This window comes from Chryseobacterium sp. PET-29 (assembly GCF_025736815.1).
Taxonomy (GTDB): Bacteria; Bacteroidota; Bacteroidia; order Flavobacteriales; family Weeksellaceae; genus Chryseobacterium; species Chryseobacterium nepalense.
In genome coordinates, this window is record NZ_CP107053.1 from 288,562 (window position 1) to 306,114 (window position 17,553).

Annotated in this window: 13 protein-coding genes; all 13 read left to right on the top strand. The window is 39.7% G+C overall.

Annotated features, from left to right (window positions below; all coding sequences use genetic code 11):
- The first annotated feature begins 45 nt into the window (after positions 1–45).
- The 13 genes from ODE14_RS01310 to ODE14_RS01370 all read left to right on the top strand — a co-directional run bounded on the left by ODE14_RS01310 (position 46) and on the right by ODE14_RS01370 (position 17,464).
- On the top strand, positions 46–1,788 hold the full coding sequence (locus tag ODE14_RS01310) for a phage tail sheath family protein (protein WP_263602654.1): 1,743 nt from the start codon (positions 46–48) through the stop codon (positions 1,786–1,788).
- A gap of 37 nt (positions 1,789–1,825) precedes the next feature.
- Entirely contained in the window at positions 1,826–2,263 is a 438-nt protein-coding gene (locus ODE14_RS01315) for a phage tail protein (RefSeq protein WP_248394067.1), read from the top strand.
- An 18-nt stretch (positions 2,264–2,281) separates the two neighbouring features.
- Positions 2,282–3,613, top strand: a complete 1,332-nt coding sequence (locus tag ODE14_RS01320; protein ID WP_248394065.1) for a phage tail sheath family protein — start codon at positions 2,282–2,284, stop codon at positions 3,611–3,613.
- Between the two features lie 38 nt (positions 3,614–3,651).
- On the top strand, positions 3,652–4,083 hold the full coding sequence (locus ODE14_RS01325) for a phage tail protein (protein ID WP_248394063.1): 432 nt from the start codon (positions 3,652–3,654) through the stop codon (positions 4,081–4,083).
- 2 nt (positions 4,084–4,085) lie between these two features.
- The gene (locus ODE14_RS01330) at positions 4,086–4,553 is read left to right on the top strand and encodes a phage tail protein (RefSeq protein WP_248394061.1); all 468 of its coding nucleotides are present in this window, start codon (positions 4,086–4,088) and stop codon (positions 4,551–4,553) included.
- A 200-nt stretch (positions 4,554–4,753) separates the two neighbouring features.
- A complete protein-coding gene (locus ODE14_RS01335) occupies positions 4,754–4,915 on the top strand; it encodes a DUF5908 family protein (protein ID WP_248394059.1) in 162 nt (53 codons plus the stop codon).
- A complete protein-coding gene (locus ODE14_RS01340; protein ID WP_248394057.1) occupies positions 4,915–5,655 on the top strand; it encodes a CIS tube protein in 741 nt (246 codons plus the stop codon). Before ODE14_RS01335 ends, ODE14_RS01340 begins: the two co-directional genes overlap by 1 nt.
- A gap of 1 nt (position 5,656) precedes the next feature.
- On the top strand, positions 5,657–7,402 hold the full coding sequence (gene vgrG / locus ODE14_RS01345) for a type VI secretion system tip protein VgrG (RefSeq protein WP_263602655.1): 1,746 nt from the start codon (positions 5,657–5,659) through the stop codon (positions 7,400–7,402).
- A gap of 4 nt (positions 7,403–7,406) precedes the next feature.
- Entirely contained in the window at positions 7,407–7,697 is a 291-nt protein-coding gene (locus ODE14_RS01350; protein ID WP_029297107.1) for a PAAR domain-containing protein, read from the top strand.
- A 150-nt stretch (positions 7,698–7,847) separates the two neighbouring features.
- Complete coding sequence (locus tag ODE14_RS01355) at positions 7,848–8,258, top strand: GPW/gp25 family protein (RefSeq protein ID WP_072884160.1); 411 nt, start codon at positions 7,848–7,850, stop codon at positions 8,256–8,258.
- Positions 8,259–8,346: 88 nt separating this feature from the next.
- Entirely contained in the window at positions 8,347–11,397 is a 3,051-nt protein-coding gene (locus tag ODE14_RS01360; protein WP_263602656.1) for a baseplate J/gp47 family protein, read from the top strand.
- A 24-nt stretch (positions 11,398–11,421) separates the two neighbouring features.
- On the top strand, positions 11,422–14,211 hold the full coding sequence (locus tag ODE14_RS01365) for a hypothetical protein (RefSeq protein ID WP_263602657.1): 2,790 nt from the start codon (positions 11,422–11,424) through the stop codon (positions 14,209–14,211).
- Positions 14,212–14,224: 13 nt separating this feature from the next.
- Positions 14,225–17,464 carry an Ig-like domain-containing protein gene (locus ODE14_RS01370; protein WP_263602658.1) on the top strand — a complete coding sequence of 1,080 codons (3,240 nt, stop codon included), beginning with the start codon at positions 14,225–14,227 and terminating at the stop codon, positions 17,462–17,464.
- The last annotated feature ends 89 nt before the right edge of the window (positions 17,465–17,553 follow it).

Below are 17,553 nucleotides of genomic sequence, written 5' to 3' on the forward strand. Positions count from 1 at the left end.
GTTTACTTCGAGGTATATTAATCTTAATTTAAAAATTTTTAACAAATGAATTACAAAACCCCTGGAGTTTACGTGGAGGAGCATGAAAAATTTCCGCCTTCCGTAGCGCAAGTTGAAACGGCTATTCCCGCTTTTATAGGATATACTGCGGAAGGCCAGAAGAATAAGCCAACAAGAATTACCTCTATGTTGGAGTATGAGCAGCTTTTCGGAAAAGCAAATCCGGAAGCGTTTGCAGTAGCTTTTGAGGATGGCGTTGCATCTGCAACACAGACTAAAGTAAGCAATTTTAAAATGTATTATGCCATGCAGATGTATTTCGCAAATGGCGGCGGGCCTTGTTATATCGTTTCCGTAGGAGATTATACAAATCAGGTAACCGTTGGAAGTTCTACAGCCGCAGGAACTTTATTATACGGTCTTGAACTGCTTAAAAAAGAAGACGAACCAACACTTATCATATTCCCGGATATTCAAAGCTTGGTTCCTGTAGCTGCTGAAGTTGATGCCGCTGAGGCTGCTGCTCAGGTTGCAGAAGATAATGAGTTATTAGCCTCTAAAGCCAAAGCTGCCGCCAGTGCTGTTGCTGCCGTCGTTGTTACAGCGGTTGACGGTGGAGGAGACCTTCAGGCTGCGATTACAGCTGCCAATGCCAAAGTTGCCACTTATCCAGTTTCTGGCTCAAGTACTCTTAGTCAGATTACCGAAAATGAGGCTGCGAAAGCTGTTGCTAAAGCCGTTCAGAATGCTGCCAATGCTGCAGGAGCGAAGACGGCCGCACAAGCTGCTGCAAGTATTTATAATACTTTCTTTACTACTGCTACAACTGTTGCCCAGAACGCAGAAGCTTATGCTCTTGAATTGGCAGGTGTAGATTCAGCGGATATTACTGCTGCTTACTCGGTATACAACAGTGCTTTAGATCAGGCAGAGCTTATGAAAGACAGATTTGTCATCATGGATGTACTTGGAGGCTCTGATACTGCAGTTTCCGATTTTAGAAGCAATGTAACATCAGGACCAAGTGGAGAACGTTTAAAATACGGAGCTGCTTATCATCCAAAACTGAAAACAATATTAAGCTACGATTATAATGAGGCTGATGTTTTAGTTACAGGTACATTCGGGATTGCAAGTTTAGAACAATTAAAAGGAACGAACTCAGATTTCTATAATCAGGCTAAAAAAGCCATCGAATCTAAGCAGGTTGTATTGGCTCCATCATCAGCAATGGCAGGAGTGTATGCTAAAGTAGACAGCGTTTCCGGAGTATGGAAATCCCCGGCTAATGTAGGCCTGAATTTCGTGGAAGCACCAACAGAAAAAATTTCTGATAGACAGCAGGAAGGTCTTAACGTAGATCCTACATCCGGTAAATCCATCAATGCGATCAGAACCTTTACAGGCAAAGGACCTATGGTTTGGGGAGCAAGAACATTAGACGGCAACAGCAACGAATGGAGATACATCTCAGTACGCCGTTTCTTCAATATGGTGGAAGAATCTGTGAAAAAATCGACCGAGCGTTTCGTTTTTGAAGCCAATACGGCCAATACATGGATCCGCGTACAGACGATGATCGAAAATTTCCTGAACCAGCAGTGGCAGGACGGCGCTTTGGCAGGAAGTAAGCCTGAAGAAGCCTATTATGTAAGCGTAGGCTTAAATAAAACCATGTCTGCACAGGATATTCTGGAAGGAAGAATGAATATTGAGATCGGTATGGCAGCAGTACGTCCTGCAGAATTTATCGTGCTTCGTTTTTCCCACAAGCTGCAGGAAGCATAAAACTTAAAGTAAATAACAATTAAAATATAATACAATTATGAGTACATATCCATTAGTAAAGTTTGCCTTTGAAGTAGATTGGGGCGGAACAAAATTAGGGTTTACTGAAGCATCGGGAATGAATTTAGAAACGGCTGTAGTTGAATACAGACATGGAGCGAGCCCTGATTTCAGTAAAACAAAGATGCCGGGATTGAAAGTGTTCAGTAATATCACATTAAAAAGAGGGACTTTCCAGGGAGACAATGAATTTTTCGAGTGGTTCCGGTCTGTACAGCTCAATACGGTTGAGAGAAGATCAATTACTATTTCTCTTTTAGATGAGAACGGAAATCCAGCAGTAACCTGGAAGGTTAAAAATGCTTTCCCTGTAAAAATGCTTTCCAGCGATTTGAAAGCAGATGGGAATGAGGTCGCTATCGAAACCCTTGAAATTGCGCACGAAGGATTAACTATTGAAAATAACGAATATTAACTTTAAAAATTAAAAAAAATGAATTACAAAACACCAGGAGTCTACGTAGAGGAAATTGCAAAATTCCCGCCGTCTGTAGCACAAGTAGAAACAGCCATCCCGGCGTTCATTGGATATACTGCCAAAGGCCCGAAAAACCAGCCAACAAGAATTTCTTCCCTGCTGGAATATGAAACACTTTTCGGAAAAGCAAAAAATGAAGAATTCTCAATTGTTGTAAACGCTGCAACAGCAAATACACCGAGAACAGTAACTGCTACTTTAACACCAAGTGCTTTCAAAATGTATTATGCCATGCAAATGTATTTCGCCAATGGTGGCGGGCCTTGCTATATTGTTTCAGTAGGAGATTTGGCAACAGGCTTTCCGGCTGCTGTAGATTTTGATGATATGATTGCAGGGCTTGATACGCTTGAAAAAGAAGATGAGCCAACACTTATCGTTTTGCCGGATGCTGCTAATTTAAGCACAGCTTACGATTTATTCGAAAAAGCTTTAGATCAGGCAGAGCTTATGAAAGACAGATTTGTTATTATGGATGTACTTGGAGACTCTAATACTGCAGTTTCTGATTTTAGAAGCAATGTAACATCCGGACCAAGTGGAGAACGTTTAAAATACGGAGCGGCGTATTATCCAAAATTGGAAACGGTTCTTACGTACAGCTATGACCCTGCGATTACTGTAGGAAACAATACCCTGGAACATTGGAAAACAAATGATACAGAACTGTACAACCTTGCAAAAAATGCTATGGAATCTCATAGGGTAGTATTGGCTCCATCATCAGCAATGGCAGGGGTGTATGCTAAAGTAGACAGTACTTCAGGAGTGTTTAAAGCGCCTGCAAACGTGGGACTGAACTATGTAGTGGCTCCAATCCAAAAAATTTCTCACGAAGATCAGGAAGGTCTTAACGTAGATCCTACATCCGGTAAATCCATCAATGCGATCAGAACCTTTACAGGCAAAGGACCTATGGTTTGGGGAGCAAGAACATTAGACGGCAACAGCAACGAATGGAGATACATCTCAGTACGCCGTTTCTTCAATATGGTGGAAGAATCTGTAAAAAAATCGACCGAGCGTTTCGTTTTTGAAGCCAATACGGCCAATACATGGATCCGCGTACAGACGATGATCGAAAATTTCCTGAACCAGCAGTGGCAGGACGGCGCTTTGGCAGGAAGCAAGCCTGAAGAAGCCTATTATGTAAGCGTAGGCTTAAATAAAACCATGTCTGCACAGGATATTCTGGAAGGAAGAATGAATATTGAGATCGGTATGGCAGCAGTACGTCCTGCAGAATTTATCGTGCTTCGTTTTTCTCACAAGCTGCAGGAAGCATAAAACTTAAAGTAAATAACAATTAAAATATACATACAATTATGAGTACATATCCATTAGTAAAGTTTGCCTTTGAAGTAGATTGGGGCGGAACAAAATTAGGGTTTACTGAAGCATCGGGAATGAATTTAGAAACGGCTGTAGTTGAATACAGACATGGAGCCAGCCCTGATTTCAGTAAAACAAAGATGCCGGGATTGAAAGTGTTCAGTAATATCACTCTAAAAAGAGGGACTTTCCAGGGAGACAATGAATTTTTCGAGTGGTTCCGGTCTGTACAGCTCAATACGGTTGAGAGAAGATCAATTACTATTTCTCTTTTAGATGAGAACGGAAATCCAGCAGTAACCTGGAAAGTTAAAAATGCTTTCCCTGTAAAAATGCTTTCCAGCGATTTGAAAGCAGATGGGAATGAGGTAGCCATCGAGACCCTTGAAATTGCGCACGAAGGATTAACTATTGAAAATAACTAATCATGGCTCTTTTATATCCTCCAACCAGTTTCTCTTTTATTGTTAACGGGATTTCAACAACAGAGGGTATTGACTCCAGATTTCAGTCTATATCTGGTTTATACACAGACATTCAAGCCGAAGAATATGCCGAAGGAGGCGAAAACAGATTTATCCATCAGCTTCCTTTAAGGCCAAAATATCCCAATTTAGTTCTTAAGCGTGGCTTAATGGTAAGTTCCGGATTGATAAGCTGGTGCAGAAATGCGATGGAAAACTTTGAATTTGAACCCAGAAACCTCATCGTTACCCTTTCAGGAGGACTCCAGTCTACAGCACCTTTGATGGTCTGGAATGTAGTGGGAGCTTACCCGGTGAGATGGGAAGTCTCGGAATTCAATGCGGAAGAAAGCAAATTGGCTATTGAAACAATAGAACTGAAATACAGATATTTCACGATACCTTCATCGTTAGCAAGCTTAGGCTTGTAATTTCTAAAATCAAATCTGAGCACCTGAAAGTGTCTTCGCCTAAGGATAACTTTTAGCACAACTATTTTTCAGAAAACAACAACAGATTAGTCTATCACAGGACTGAACGCACTCTTTATGTGCTTGGATTTTTTAAAACATATAGGTTAAATCATTGGTTTTTAAATATTTAAATTAAAAATCAATTAAAAACAAACGAAATGCCAATAGAAATAAAAGAGCTTCACATTAAAATAAATGTGGACGAGAAAACAGCAGCTAAGACCACTGCTACATCAGTAGATGAGGCAAAGATCATGCGGGCCGTGAGTGAAAGTGTAGAGCAGGCAGTAAACATTCAACAACGTAAAAAAGAAAGATAATGGGAGGAGCACTTACAAAATTAAAGATAGACACTTATAAGGATGATACTTATAGTAACAGCAGCAAAATTAATACTGATGCTTTTGAAGCTTTTATCAATCCTACAAGCTTCTCAATGACTTACAAAACCAAACATAACACCGATCAGGCAGAAGGCAGTTCTAAAGCCAGTTTAGGTTATATCGCATCACCTCCTTCAGACTTGCAGCTGGAATTTCTTTTTGATGGTACAGGGGTAACACAGGCAAATCCCGGCAATAAACTAATAAATACAATTGCTGAAAAATTAGGAAAAAAAGATGCTTTTATAAAGAAAGCTGTTGAGCAACAGATAACAGACTTCTATAATGCTACCGGTAAGCTTGACGGAACTATTCACAAGCCCTATAATGTCGTTATCACCTGGGGAGACCTTCACTTTAAAGGAATACTCTCAGAATTTACCATAGACTATAAAATGTTTACCAACGAAGGAAAAGCATTAAGAGCTATAGGAAAAGCAAAATTCAGTGAATCAATCAGCAAAGAACTTGCTGCGAAAGAAGAAAATAAACAGTCTCCGGATCTCACCCACAAAAGAACAGTACAAGATGGAGATACCCTTCCTTTAATGACCGAAAGAATTTACGGAGACTCCAAATACTATCTGGAAGTTGCCAAAGCAAATGGCCTCGTTAATTTCAGGCAATTAAAACCAGGGAGTGAACTCTACTTTCCGCCAATAGAAAAAAGATCGTAATATGAACAATAGCGGATATATACAAACAGCAAAAAATCCGGATCTGACTACTTTTAAAGTAATGTCCGGAGGTACCGAATTGCCTGGGAAATATGGTGTGAAAAGCATTATCGTAGAAAAAGAAGTCAACAGAATTCCTTATGCCCGCATTGTTATTTTAGATGGTAGTGTTCCGGAACAGGATTTCAAACTCAGCAATGAAGAATTACTGATTCCCGGAAAAGAAATTGAAATCACTGCCGGATACCATTCTAAAGAAGAAACGATTTTTAAGGGAGTGGTTGTAAAGCATAATATTAAAGTCAGAAACGGATCTTCTTATCTCATCATCGAATGCAGGGATAAGGCAGTAAAAATGACACTGGGAAGAAAAAGCAAATATTTCTACGACAGCAAAGACAGTGATATCATCGAGGAACTGATTGGCAACAGCGGAACTACCGCCGATGTGGAAGCTACTTCAAATACCCATAAGGAATTGGTTCAGTTTCAGTCATCTGATTGGGATTTTATGTTAACCAGAGCGCAGGCCAACGGAAAATTGTGTTTTGTTGATGATGGAACCGTAAAAGTTGCCAAGCCTGATTTCAGCGGCGAAGCAGTAGAAACCGTTGTCTTTGGATCATCCGTACACGAATTCGACGGTGAAATTGATGCAAGGGATCAGTTCAGCAAAATTACCGCTAAAACATGGAGCTATACAGACCAGGAATTAACGGAAGTGGAAGCTCAGGATCCGGCCATCAGTCTTAACGGAAATCTTTCTTCCGGTGATCTGGCCAAAGTTTTTGGAATTGAAGACCTGCAGCTGAAACATGGCGGCAATCTTACCCAGGATGAATTACAGCAATGGGGAGACGCTAAAGCCACCTTCCAGCAATTGGCAAAAACCAGGGGAAGAGTAAAATTCCAGGGAATACCATCGGTAAAACCAGGTGTTACATTAACCCTTCAGGGAGTTGGAGACAGGTTTAACGGAAAAATATATGTAACAGGAATCCGTCATGAAATTATTGATGGAAACTGGCTGGTAGATGCTCAGTTCGGACTTTCTCCAACGTGGTTCTCAGAAACCTATGACGTAAGCGAAATGCCCGGTTCAGGAATTATTCCTGCCATAAGCGGACTGCACGTAGGAATCGTTTCACAACTGGAATCTGACCCGGATGGAGAAGACCGGATTTTAGTACAGATTCCTATCATTAATAATGAAGAAGAAGGAATCTGGGCAAGAATAGCCACCCTGGACGCCGGAGAAAACAGAGGGTCTTTCTTCAGACCTGAAATCGGCGATGAGGTTATTATCGGATTTATTAATGATGATCCTAATGATGCCGTAGTTCTCGGAATGCTGAACAGCAGTACAAAACCGGCTCCTATTGTAGCTTCTGATGACAATCATGAAAAAGGATTTGTAACCCGGAGCGAAATGAAAATGATCTTCAATGACGACAAAATTTCCTATACCCTGGAAACCCCGAAAGGCAAAAAGATAATCGTAGACGAAGATGCGGATATCATTAAGATTGAAGACGAACATGCGAATACGTTTATACTTAACAAAGACGGGATCAGCATGGATAGTTCAAAAGATATCAAGATCAAAGCGAAAGGTGACATCAGTATGGAAGGAGTCAATATCAATGTAAAAGCCAGTGCGCAGCTAAAAGCGGAAGGAAGCTCTGGTTCGGAACTTAAATCGGGAGCGGTAACTGTGGTAAAAGGCTCTCAGGTTAAAATCAATTAATCGTATGAAACCGGCAGCAAGAATTACAGACATGCATACCTGTCCTATGGTTACAGGAAATGTTCCGCATGTAGGCGGACCCATCATTCCGGCGGGAGAACCTACAGTACTTATCGGCGGGAAACCGGCCGCAAGAGTAGGGGATAAAGCCGTATGCACAGGTCCTTTAGATACCATTGCATCAGGATCTTCAAGCGTAATGATCGGTGGAAAACCGGCCGCAAGAATGGGAGATTCTACGGCACACGGAGGAGTGATCTCCGCAGGTGAAGCTACTGTTTTAATAGGCGGATAATATTTTTTTGCAGTTTTCACTTCATCATAAGCCGCATTTTTAGATGGTATCTTCCTTACAATAGAAACGTAAAAATCAATAACAAGCAGTTATGAAAACCAAAGCTCTATGTTACGGATGCAGATCTACAATTAATATAATAAATAACGTATGAAAATAAATACAGATTTTTTAGGAACAGGCTGGAGCTTTCCGCCAGAATTTAATGAGACTGAAGGAAAGCTGGCAATGACATCAGATGTGGAAGACATCAACAACAGCCTTATGATTCTCCTGTCTACACGTCCCGGTGAACGCGTCATGTTCCCGAATTACGGATGTGACCTGCAGGAAATGCTATTTAAGCCACTGGACTTAACGCTCATTACACAAATGAAAGGAATCGTTGAGCGTGCTATTTTATATCACGAACCTCGAATCAATATTTTAAGTATTGAAATTAATGCTCAGGACGAAATTGAAGGGGAAATTTTAATAGAAATTAACTACGAAGTAAGAAATACGAATACAAGAAGCAATATGGTTTTTCCTTTTTACAAAGAAGAAGCTACCGAAATATAATGAATTACGGGATGTCTGTAGCCATTTTAAATACTACCAAACACTACATAAGTATTGCATCTGAACATAGAAAGATAAATATAAACAAATGAAAAAAACAGATACATTTTCACATTATCGTGAAGGAAAATCACAAATGCAGCGCTTTTTAGCAGAATTAGATCCGGGCAATCTTGAATTACACGATTTCGATTTGTTTGACTGGCTATTATTCGCAAATAATTTTGCTCAGCGTGTAAACTATTTCGATAAAGATGATAATACAACACCCAAAGGAAACTGGGGAAACTTTTTCCTGGGTGATGATGACAATGCTGTACCGAGAAGGGAAAGCATTGAATATAAAAGTATGAAAAAACAGGTTACAGATCTTATTTCCCAGTTTGAACAGGACAGCAACCTGACTCCCCACCTCACCCTGTTTGTCTGCTTTTTAAAATTATTGGATTTCTCAAAAAAAGCTTTTAATAATTTAACCAAAAGACATCTGGATTTCTATTATAACGAAATTCTTCAGATTGAAAAAAATGAGGCAAGACCTGATAAAGTCTATGTGATTTTTGAATTAGCCAAAAAAGCAATCCAGGAAAGGATTCCCGGCGGAACATTGCTGGATGGTGATAAAGACGCCAACGGAAAAAAACGCGTTTACAAAACAGGCGAAGAGCTTGTTGCCAACCAGGCAAAAGTTGTGGAGATTAAAAGCTTTCTCAATGATGTTAAAAAAAGAGAGCTGAAGATGGCGCCGGTTGCCAATTCGGTAGATGGTTTAGGAGATAAACTCCCGGAGGAAAGCAATTACTGGTGGCCTTTCGGTTATAATGCTGATGAAACTGTTTCCGAAAAATCCATTTACAAGGAACTCCCGAAAGCGAAACTCGGTTTTGCAATCGCATCATCATTATTTGATCTGGAAGAAGGCGAGAGAATCATTACCGTGAAAATTGATTTTACTAAAAATTCTGCTCAGAAGTTTCAGGATTTATCAGCCGGAGATATCGAAAATAATATTAAAGTATTGTGCAGCGGAGAAAAAGAATGGATCTCCGGAATGGCTTTGAAATGTGTAAGGAAAAGTGCAGATCAGCTGGTGCTTTCCTTTACATTAACCAAAGATTTTCCAGCCGTGGTAAAATACAATAAGGATGTTTTGCTACAAACGTTCCAGACAGACTTTCCTGTGGTAAGATTCGTGATTGAAGGAGAAAAATACTATATGCTTTATGAGGCACTTTCGGAAAAGCTGGTAAAAAATGTTGAAGTAGCGGTAGAAGTAAAAGGCGTAAAATCTCTTCAGATCGAAAACGACAGCAATACACTGAACGCTGAAAAACCTTATTATCCGTTCACTGCACAACCTGTTAAAGGATCTAATTTTTACATCAAATGTCCTGAAATGTTTTCCAAAAAATGGGAAAAAGCAGACATCACCATCAACTGGAAAAACACACCGGATTCAATAACTAATTTATACAGCGGGTATGTAATTCAGCCGAATCAAAATATCAGTGTAAAACAGTTTGAGTCGTTAGAAGGTCCGTCAATTGTCCGTTCGGATGCTTATTTCACGGCAGATACTGCGCTATTTGAAAAAGAAGTATGGCAAGAGAAAGGCAATAATATTGAACTGTTCAGGAAAATGGAAAACGGATATAAAACACAATTTTCCATCCAAAACACCAATACCGATCCCGGAACGAGCGAGGCTATCAGATTAACGATAAACCAGTCGGCATTACAGGATGTGTACCCTAAATTATATACTTTGGCACTATCCAGCGATCCTGCTAAAAATAAGCTTGTTCCGAACGAACCATACATTCCTTTTGCGGAAGATATCGAACTGAATTACAGTGCAAGAGAAATTGCTTATTCTTATCTAGATAAAGATTTCAACGGAAAAGCTGCCAAAAACAAAGGTGTACAGTTGTACCACGAAGACGTATTCGGGCAATATGAAAAAGAAACTGAAACGAAAAGCATCGTTCCCGTACATGAAAATGGAGGTGAGCTGTACATCGGTCTTGAAGCTGCAAAACAAACCACTGTTTCCCTGTTGATCCAGATGCTGGAAGGAAGTGAAAATCCTTTAGTGGATACTTTCGAGGAAAAAGAGTTCATCGAATGGCATATTCTGTCCGGCAATACATGGATCGACCTTTCACAAAACATGCTGAAAAACGAAACAAGGAAATTCCTGGAATCCGGTATCGTAAAGTTTAAGATCCCGAAAGACAACAACACCAGCCATACAATGCTTACAGACGGACTGGTGTGGATCAGGGCTAGATCAAAAAGAAGCTATGATGCTGTTTGTAAAATTCAGGGAATATACACACAGGCAGTTTTAGCAACATTCCAGGATCAGGGTAACGATGTGGCACATTTGGCCAATGGTTTGCCAGCCGACACGATTTCGAAACTAATTACCAGGGTTCCTCAGGTAAAATCGGTTAGCCAGCCATACAATTCGTTCGACGGAAAGTACAAAGAAGCCGATTCTGAATTTTACAGAAGAGTAAGCGAGCGTCTGAGACACAAACACAGGGCTATTACACAATGGGATTATGAAAACCTTGTATTGCAGGAGTTTCCGGAAGTTTTCAAAGTGAAATGTTTAAACCATACTTCTGAAAAATCATATATGGCTCCCGGACATGTTACATTGATGGTGGTACCGAATATCAGAAATAAAAATGCTTTCGACGTCTACCAGCCAAGAGTGAGCAGGGCCAGCCTCAACAAAATTCAGAAATATGTAAATGAATTAAATACAATGCACGTTAAAGCTCAGGTAATTAATCCTAATTATAAAGAAGCAAAAATACAGGCCACTGTAAAGATCTTTGAAAATTTTGATGAAGTATTCTACATGAAACAATTGGACGAAGACATAAAGAAATACATTTCGCCATGGGCCTTCACAGATTCTAAAGACATTGATTTTAATGTTGAACTGAATGTTAATCATCTCATCAACTACCTGGAGCAGCTGTATTACGTTGATTATATTGATGAAATCAAAATACTGGTAAATGATGTGATACAAAAGAAATCTTTAATAGAAGTAGATCCGAAATCCATTCTCGTATCTGCAAAACAGCACCAAATTACTATCGCAGAACAAATATGTATTTAATAATAAAAAGAATAAAACATAACCATGTCAGAAAATAAGCACATTAGCATACCGAAAAATGTAGAAACCGGGGATCAGTCCGATTTTCACTTTCTGCGCAGAACCGGTATTGAATACATAGAGAAATTGGGAGGAAAACTTTGGACAGATTATAACTCTCACGATCCGGGAATTACCACGCTGGAAGTTCTGAGCTATGCCATAACAGATCTCGGGATGAGAATGAACCTCAATATGGAGGACCTTCTCACCTCTGAAGATGAAGATAAAAATATCCATGCCCAATTTTTAAAAGCAACGGAAATTCTGCCTTCAAGACCTTTAACGGAGCTCGATTACAGAAAACTTTTCATAGACATCAGCTTTACGGCAGGTCATAAAAGACCGATAAGAAACTGCTGGCTGGTCCCCCACAATGAAAAACTATATGTTGACTGCAAAACAGGAAACATGGATTTTAAGCCTATCGGAGATAAAGTACAAAGCTTTGATGTAAAAGGGATGTATGATCTTTACGTAGACTACTCCGATGATGTTACTGAAGAAAACAGCGGGTGCGGAAAAATTGGTGTCAACCTTCAGATATTGGAACGTTATCATGCCAACAGAAGCCTTTGTGAAGATCTTGCTGAAATTAAAGAAGTTGAAATCCAGAAAGTGGCAGTCTGCGCGCGTATCGGGTTGGTAAATAAAGCCGATGAAGAACTCGTACATGCCAAAGTATTAAAAGCTATTAACAATTACCTGTCTCCGGAGATCCATTTTTACTCGTTAAAGCAAATGCTGGAAAAAGGTTTAACAACGGATCAGATCTTTGAAGGCCCGCTTTTGGAAAATGGTTTTATTGATACTGAAGAACTGAAAAACAGCCAGCTGAGAACAGAAGTCCGCCTTTCGGATATCGTAAGCGAAATCATGAAAATTGACGGTGTAAAAGAAATTCATGAGATTTCTATCGCAGGCTGTGATAGCGTGATCAAACAGAATAACGAGTGGCTGATCTGCATAGAAAAAGGCAGAAAACCGGAGCTTTGCGAACTGAGCTCTTTCAGCTACAGTAAAGGATCGCTTCCATTAAATATTAACGATAAAAAAGTTCAGGAATACCTCCAGACTCTTAAAAAAGAAGAAGAGGTGCTGAGAGAGGATGCGAGGCAGAATAAAGAACTGGCTTTACCGCAGGGAACATCCTATAATGTAGCGGAATATGCTACCATTCTCAATGAATTTCCCGATACCTACGGCGTAGGAATTTCCGGAATTATAGGAAACCACACCCCGCGAAGAGAAGCGCTCGCAAAACAAATGAAAGCGTATCTGTTGTTTTTTGATCAGATTCTCGCGGGCTATTTTAAACATCTTGAAAAAGTAAAGGAAATTTTAAGTGTAAACGGAAATCTGAAAAGAACCTATTTCACACAGGCCCTGAAAAATATTAAAGGATTCGGCGAATTGGTTTCTGATTATCCAACCGGAAATGATGATGCGCTTACTGATGCTTTGTATGAAGAATTGGATAACAGCGTGGAACGCCGTAATGAAATCCTGGATCATTTGATTTCCCGTTTTGCAGAAACCTTCAGCGACTATACGTTCCTGATGAAGTCATTATATGGAAACTCTGCAGACGAAATTGTCCTTAATAACAAGCAAAATTTCCTTAGCGAATATGCTTCGATAAGTAAAGACCGCGGATTGGGCTACAACTATACTCTTTTTGCAGATTCGGACCTTTGGAACACCAACAATATTTCCGGTGCCCAAAAAAGGATCGCCCGTTTATTGGGAATTAAGGATTATAGCCAAAGAAATTTATCCCAGTCGCCGGTGTTAATCACCAAAACACAAAATGGAAACCAGGACAACTTTACATGGAAAATAAAAGATGCTTCAGGCAATATTATTTTATCATCCATAAAAAATTATCAGATTGAATATGCCGCAACTAAAATCCTGAACGAAGCAATCTATCAGATTATCCAGATTGATGAAGAAGATCTTGAAAATGCACTGGAGAATTTAGGTCCGTGCGAAGACAATAATTGTTTCATCGGAAACATGAATATCCGCTTTTCCGGTGGTGGTAACTATTATTTTGATGTAATTGATGATTCTCCGGAGAAGAATGTGATTGCTACTCATAAAAGAACAAATCCTTACCAGAATCTTAATGCATTGAAAAATGGAATCCGGGAAACGGTAAAGTATTTCAAATATGATTTTACAGAAGAAGGTATTTTCCTGGTAGAGCATCTGTTATTGAAGCCCGCCGTTAAAGATTACAAGCAGATGGGTGGTATTGGATGCATGGAAATAGAGCAGACTTTTAAAATAATGTATGACTTTGAAGATGTGGCTGCCACAGATCCTGTGCAGTATTCGGAAACCTTCATGCATTCTTGTGAAGAAGATTGTGAAACAGATGTTTTTGACCCTTATTCCTACCGTGTGAGCATTGTTCTTCCAGGCTATGCATACCGCTTCCAGGATCCTGATTTCAGACGCTATGCTGAAACTGTTATCAGGCAGGAAATTCCGGCGCATGTTTTAGCAAAAATCTGCTGGGTGGGAGACCGCTTCACAGAAACGCAGACCGCTAAAAGTGACCTCTCAGAATTTGAAGTTGCTTTTAAACAGTACCTGTCGGATAAATCTAAAAATAATCTGCTGAATTTAGGAAACAGCATCTATCAGCTATTGATTGCTCTTACCAATCTAAATAATATTTACAGACCGGGAAGACTTCTGGACTGTGCAAAAGATGATAATGACAGCCTGGACGGAAAAATCATATTAGGACAATCAAACATATAAAAATTGATAAATAATGAATACCAAATTAAATAACGTAACAACCCAATATAGAAAGTTCAACGAAAATCAGGCGTTAACTGAAGGGCAACTAAACGAATTTATAGATTATTTTGAGGATCAGGACAGGATGTCCAGAACCCGTTTGAGCGGAGTTGGATTGGCTTGCGGCTTTGAATCTATTTACCTCAGTCCTCTTTCGCTTTCAGGTTCTGAAATTCTCATGGAGGAACTTCCTCAGATGCAGAAACTGGATCTGGTGGATTATGATAGCGTTGTGATTTCTCAAGGAGCAGGAGTTACCACAGACGGGGATATTATTACACTGCGTAAAAAAGGAAGCACTTCTTCTGAGGTTACCATAAATTTTGACGCTAACAGCTACAAATATTATAAAAGTTATACGGATGAAGTGGAATATAAACATTTCCGTATCGGCAATAACCAGATCCCTCTTTTAGAATTAATTACACAGGAAGAATATAATCTGATTCCTAATGGCGGTGGTTTCAGAAATGTAAAAGAATTAGGCAACACCATTTACAATAAAGTTATTATCCTGTATCTGGAAAGCTATTCTAATGATGAAACGCCATGTCAGGACGCAGATTGCGATAACAACGGTGCCGAGCAGGTTTCTAATCTTAAAGTGCTTTTGGCAGACTCTGATGCGGTGCTTAATCTGATCTCTTCGGGGGATGCAAAAGATACTATTTATAAAGCTCATCATACATATCAGTTGCTTTTTGATACACTGCCTAAATTAGAGGCTAAAAGAGTCATTCTTGATAAAAGCATTGTAAGACCTTCAGATCTTAAAATGAGGTTCCAGAACGCATTCAGTACCGTTACCCAGCTTAGTGACGGTTTTAATAAAATTGCTGATGTTTTCAATATAAATCTCAATTTCAGTGGCCAGGCGCTTATTGATAAACTGACTTCCGTATTATATCCTGCGGAAACTCCAAGACTGGAGGATTATCAGTACCGCTATGATTTGCTCAAAGATTTAATTGATACTTACAATGAAATAAAGGGCCTTATTTTGCATCTTGATGCAGAATGCTGCCCGGATATCAATTCATTTCCGAAACACCTTTTGCTGGGACGTGTAGGAGCATCACTGGAATTAGGGGAGGATACCCTTTACCGTCACAGTTTCTACCACTCACCGGTAACCACAACAGAGGATGAAAATTATGAAAGAGTGGTTATGCTTGCCAATCGTTTTGTACAGAAAATCAATGGATTCCAGTCTTATATCGGACCGGTTAAAATTACTCCTTCCAATCAGTTTGTCAGATTAGGTGATAAAGCTATTCCGTACTATTATAATGTCGACAGCTTGTTGTTGAATAAATGGAACTATGAAAAAACTAAAACCGACAGGGAAACTTACAACCTAAGTTACCACACGGGAAATCTTGCAGGTGATGATTTTATTCAGGATCCTTTAAGTTATAATATTGATGATAATGATTTCTACAGGATCGAAGGTCATATTGGAATGCCATACAGAACCGCGATGCAGAACATCAGTGATATCAAAACAAAATACGGATTGGCTTTTGATGTAATCGCGTTGTTTTTGCAAAAAGGGGAAACTCCCGTTGAGCCGGATAAAGAAACTGTATCTATTGATGACCTGAGAAAACATCTAATATCAATTTCCTCCGATATCAGCAGGGAAAAAAGCGATTCGCGAAATACCCTTCTCACAATCTCAAAACTGGATGAAAAATTAAAACTGCTTAATAAAGCTGAGTTTTCCAAAGAAGGAGAAGGTGTTACTGTAGTAAGGCAGGATCCTAAAAAAGATGATGTGGTAAGTGAACTTTTAAGTGAGTTCTTAGACCGAAAATCAGGTTTGGAACATCTTGCTGGTGTAGAACGAGGAGGTACATTTGTGTTGCTGTACTGGTCGGAAGCCAACAACCAGGTTCTGGCAGATTTCTCTTTACCTTACCTGTGCTGCTCAAAAGAAAAACCGAATATTCCGCCAATTGCCAAAGACGACAAAGCTTCATGCCTGATCGGACAATCTGTAACAATACCTGTTTTAGATAATGATTATGATGCGGATAATGATGCACTCACCGTAATTAAAAAATCAAATCCTTCACATGGATCAGTAATATTGAACAGCAATGGAACATTCAAATATACCCATGATGGTTCTGCTAATCTTGAAGACTCATTCACGTATTGTGTTAATGACGGCAGAGATGATAGTAATATTGCTACGGTATTTATTACGGTTAAATCTCCTCCGGTAGCTGTAAACGACCATGCTTCCGTAGCAAATAACGAACATGTGGACATTGCTGTTAAAGATAATGATTACGATTTAGGAAATACACCGTTATCCGTTATTATAGACACTCAGCCGGCTTACGGAACAGCAACACTGAGACCTGATGGCAAAATCAGATATACTCATAACGGATCAAACACTCTTTTAGATTCCTTTACCTATCATATAAATGATGGCGAATTAGACAGTAATATAGCAACAGTAACTGTCAGAATTGGTCCGCCACCATGTAATTCAGGTATGGATGTAGTTTTCATATTTGATTATACGGCGAGTATGGGAGGTCAGATTGAGGCTGCTAAAACCGGAGCGGGTAGTATTATAACAACAATACAGAATCAGTCGTCTCCTAATCCATACAGATTGGGTATCGTACTGGCGGATGAAACAAATTCCAGAACAAATTCGGGCTATAGCTCAGCAGCGGCATACACAAGCCTGCCGGCAGCCCAGAGATTTGTTAATACGGGAATTGGTTCAAAATACCAGTGGATTACGGCAATGGAGGTTATGTCAGAAAATAATGTTTCCACATTTACCAGTCAGCTTGGTAAAATTAATAATCCTACCGGAGGCCTTAGCCTCGGATGGGGAGAGGGAGGTCCGGAACCTACCGATATGGCATTAAGCAGAGTGGTAGAGCATGATTTCGCCGGTGCATTCAGAAATGGCGTGGCCAAATATGTGATCATTATAACAGATATTGTACCTGGAGGTAATGATGATACTGCAAACGGACTGGATGTAACAGAAATTAACAGGCTGAAAACAGTTTGCCTTTCCAAGTCCATCAAGGTAATTGTGCTGGGAGCTGGCGTAGAGCAGCAGATAGAAGGAAAATACATCTGGAAAGAGCTTGCCAACGGAACCGGAGGTTCATGGAACACCAGCTACAATGCAAGTGCTATTCAAACTGCAATTATAAATGGTTGTGGAGGTTAATATGATAAAGACATCACATGATCAGAATATCATATTCTATCGTGATGATATACTTCTTGGGCAGAAAATTTTCTGCCTGAGAAGCTTAT

What these genes read in the sequence shown, in the direction of transcription:
- ODE14_RS01355 (WP_072884160.1), top strand. Translation starts at nt 7,848, where the DNA reads ATGAAAATAAATACAGATTTTTTAGGAACAGGCTGGAGCTTTCCGCCA.
- ODE14_RS01360 (WP_263602656.1), top strand. Translation starts at nt 8,347, where the DNA reads ATGAAAAAAACAGATACATTTTCACATTATCGTGAAGGAAAATCACAA.
- ODE14_RS01370 (WP_263602658.1), top strand. Translation starts at nt 14,225, where the DNA reads ATGAATACCAAATTAAATAACGTAACAACCCAATATAGAAAGTTCAAC.
- ODE14_RS01310 (WP_263602654.1), top strand. Translation starts at nt 46, where the DNA reads ATGAATTACAAAACCCCTGGAGTTTACGTGGAGGAGCATGAAAAATTT.
- ODE14_RS01335 (WP_248394059.1), top strand. Translation starts at nt 4,754, where the DNA reads ATGCCAATAGAAATAAAAGAGCTTCACATTAAAATAAATGTGGACGAG.
- ODE14_RS01325 (WP_248394063.1), top strand. Translation starts at nt 3,652, where the DNA reads ATGAGTACATATCCATTAGTAAAGTTTGCCTTTGAAGTAGATTGGGGC.
- ODE14_RS01315 (WP_248394067.1), top strand. Translation starts at nt 1,826, where the DNA reads ATGAGTACATATCCATTAGTAAAGTTTGCCTTTGAAGTAGATTGGGGC.
- ODE14_RS01330 (WP_248394061.1), top strand. Translation starts at nt 4,086, where the DNA reads ATGGCTCTTTTATATCCTCCAACCAGTTTCTCTTTTATTGTTAACGGG.
- vgrG (WP_263602655.1), top strand. Translation starts at nt 5,657, where the DNA reads ATGAACAATAGCGGATATATACAAACAGCAAAAAATCCGGATCTGACT.
- ODE14_RS01350 (WP_029297107.1), top strand. Translation starts at nt 7,407, where the DNA reads ATGAAACCGGCAGCAAGAATTACAGACATGCATACCTGTCCTATGGTT.
- ODE14_RS01320 (WP_248394065.1), top strand. Translation starts at nt 2,282, where the DNA reads ATGAATTACAAAACACCAGGAGTCTACGTAGAGGAAATTGCAAAATTC.
- ODE14_RS01340 (WP_248394057.1), top strand. Translation starts at nt 4,915, where the DNA reads ATGGGAGGAGCACTTACAAAATTAAAGATAGACACTTATAAGGATGAT.
- ODE14_RS01365 (WP_263602657.1), top strand. Translation starts at nt 11,422, where the DNA reads ATGTCAGAAAATAAGCACATTAGCATACCGAAAAATGTAGAAACCGGG.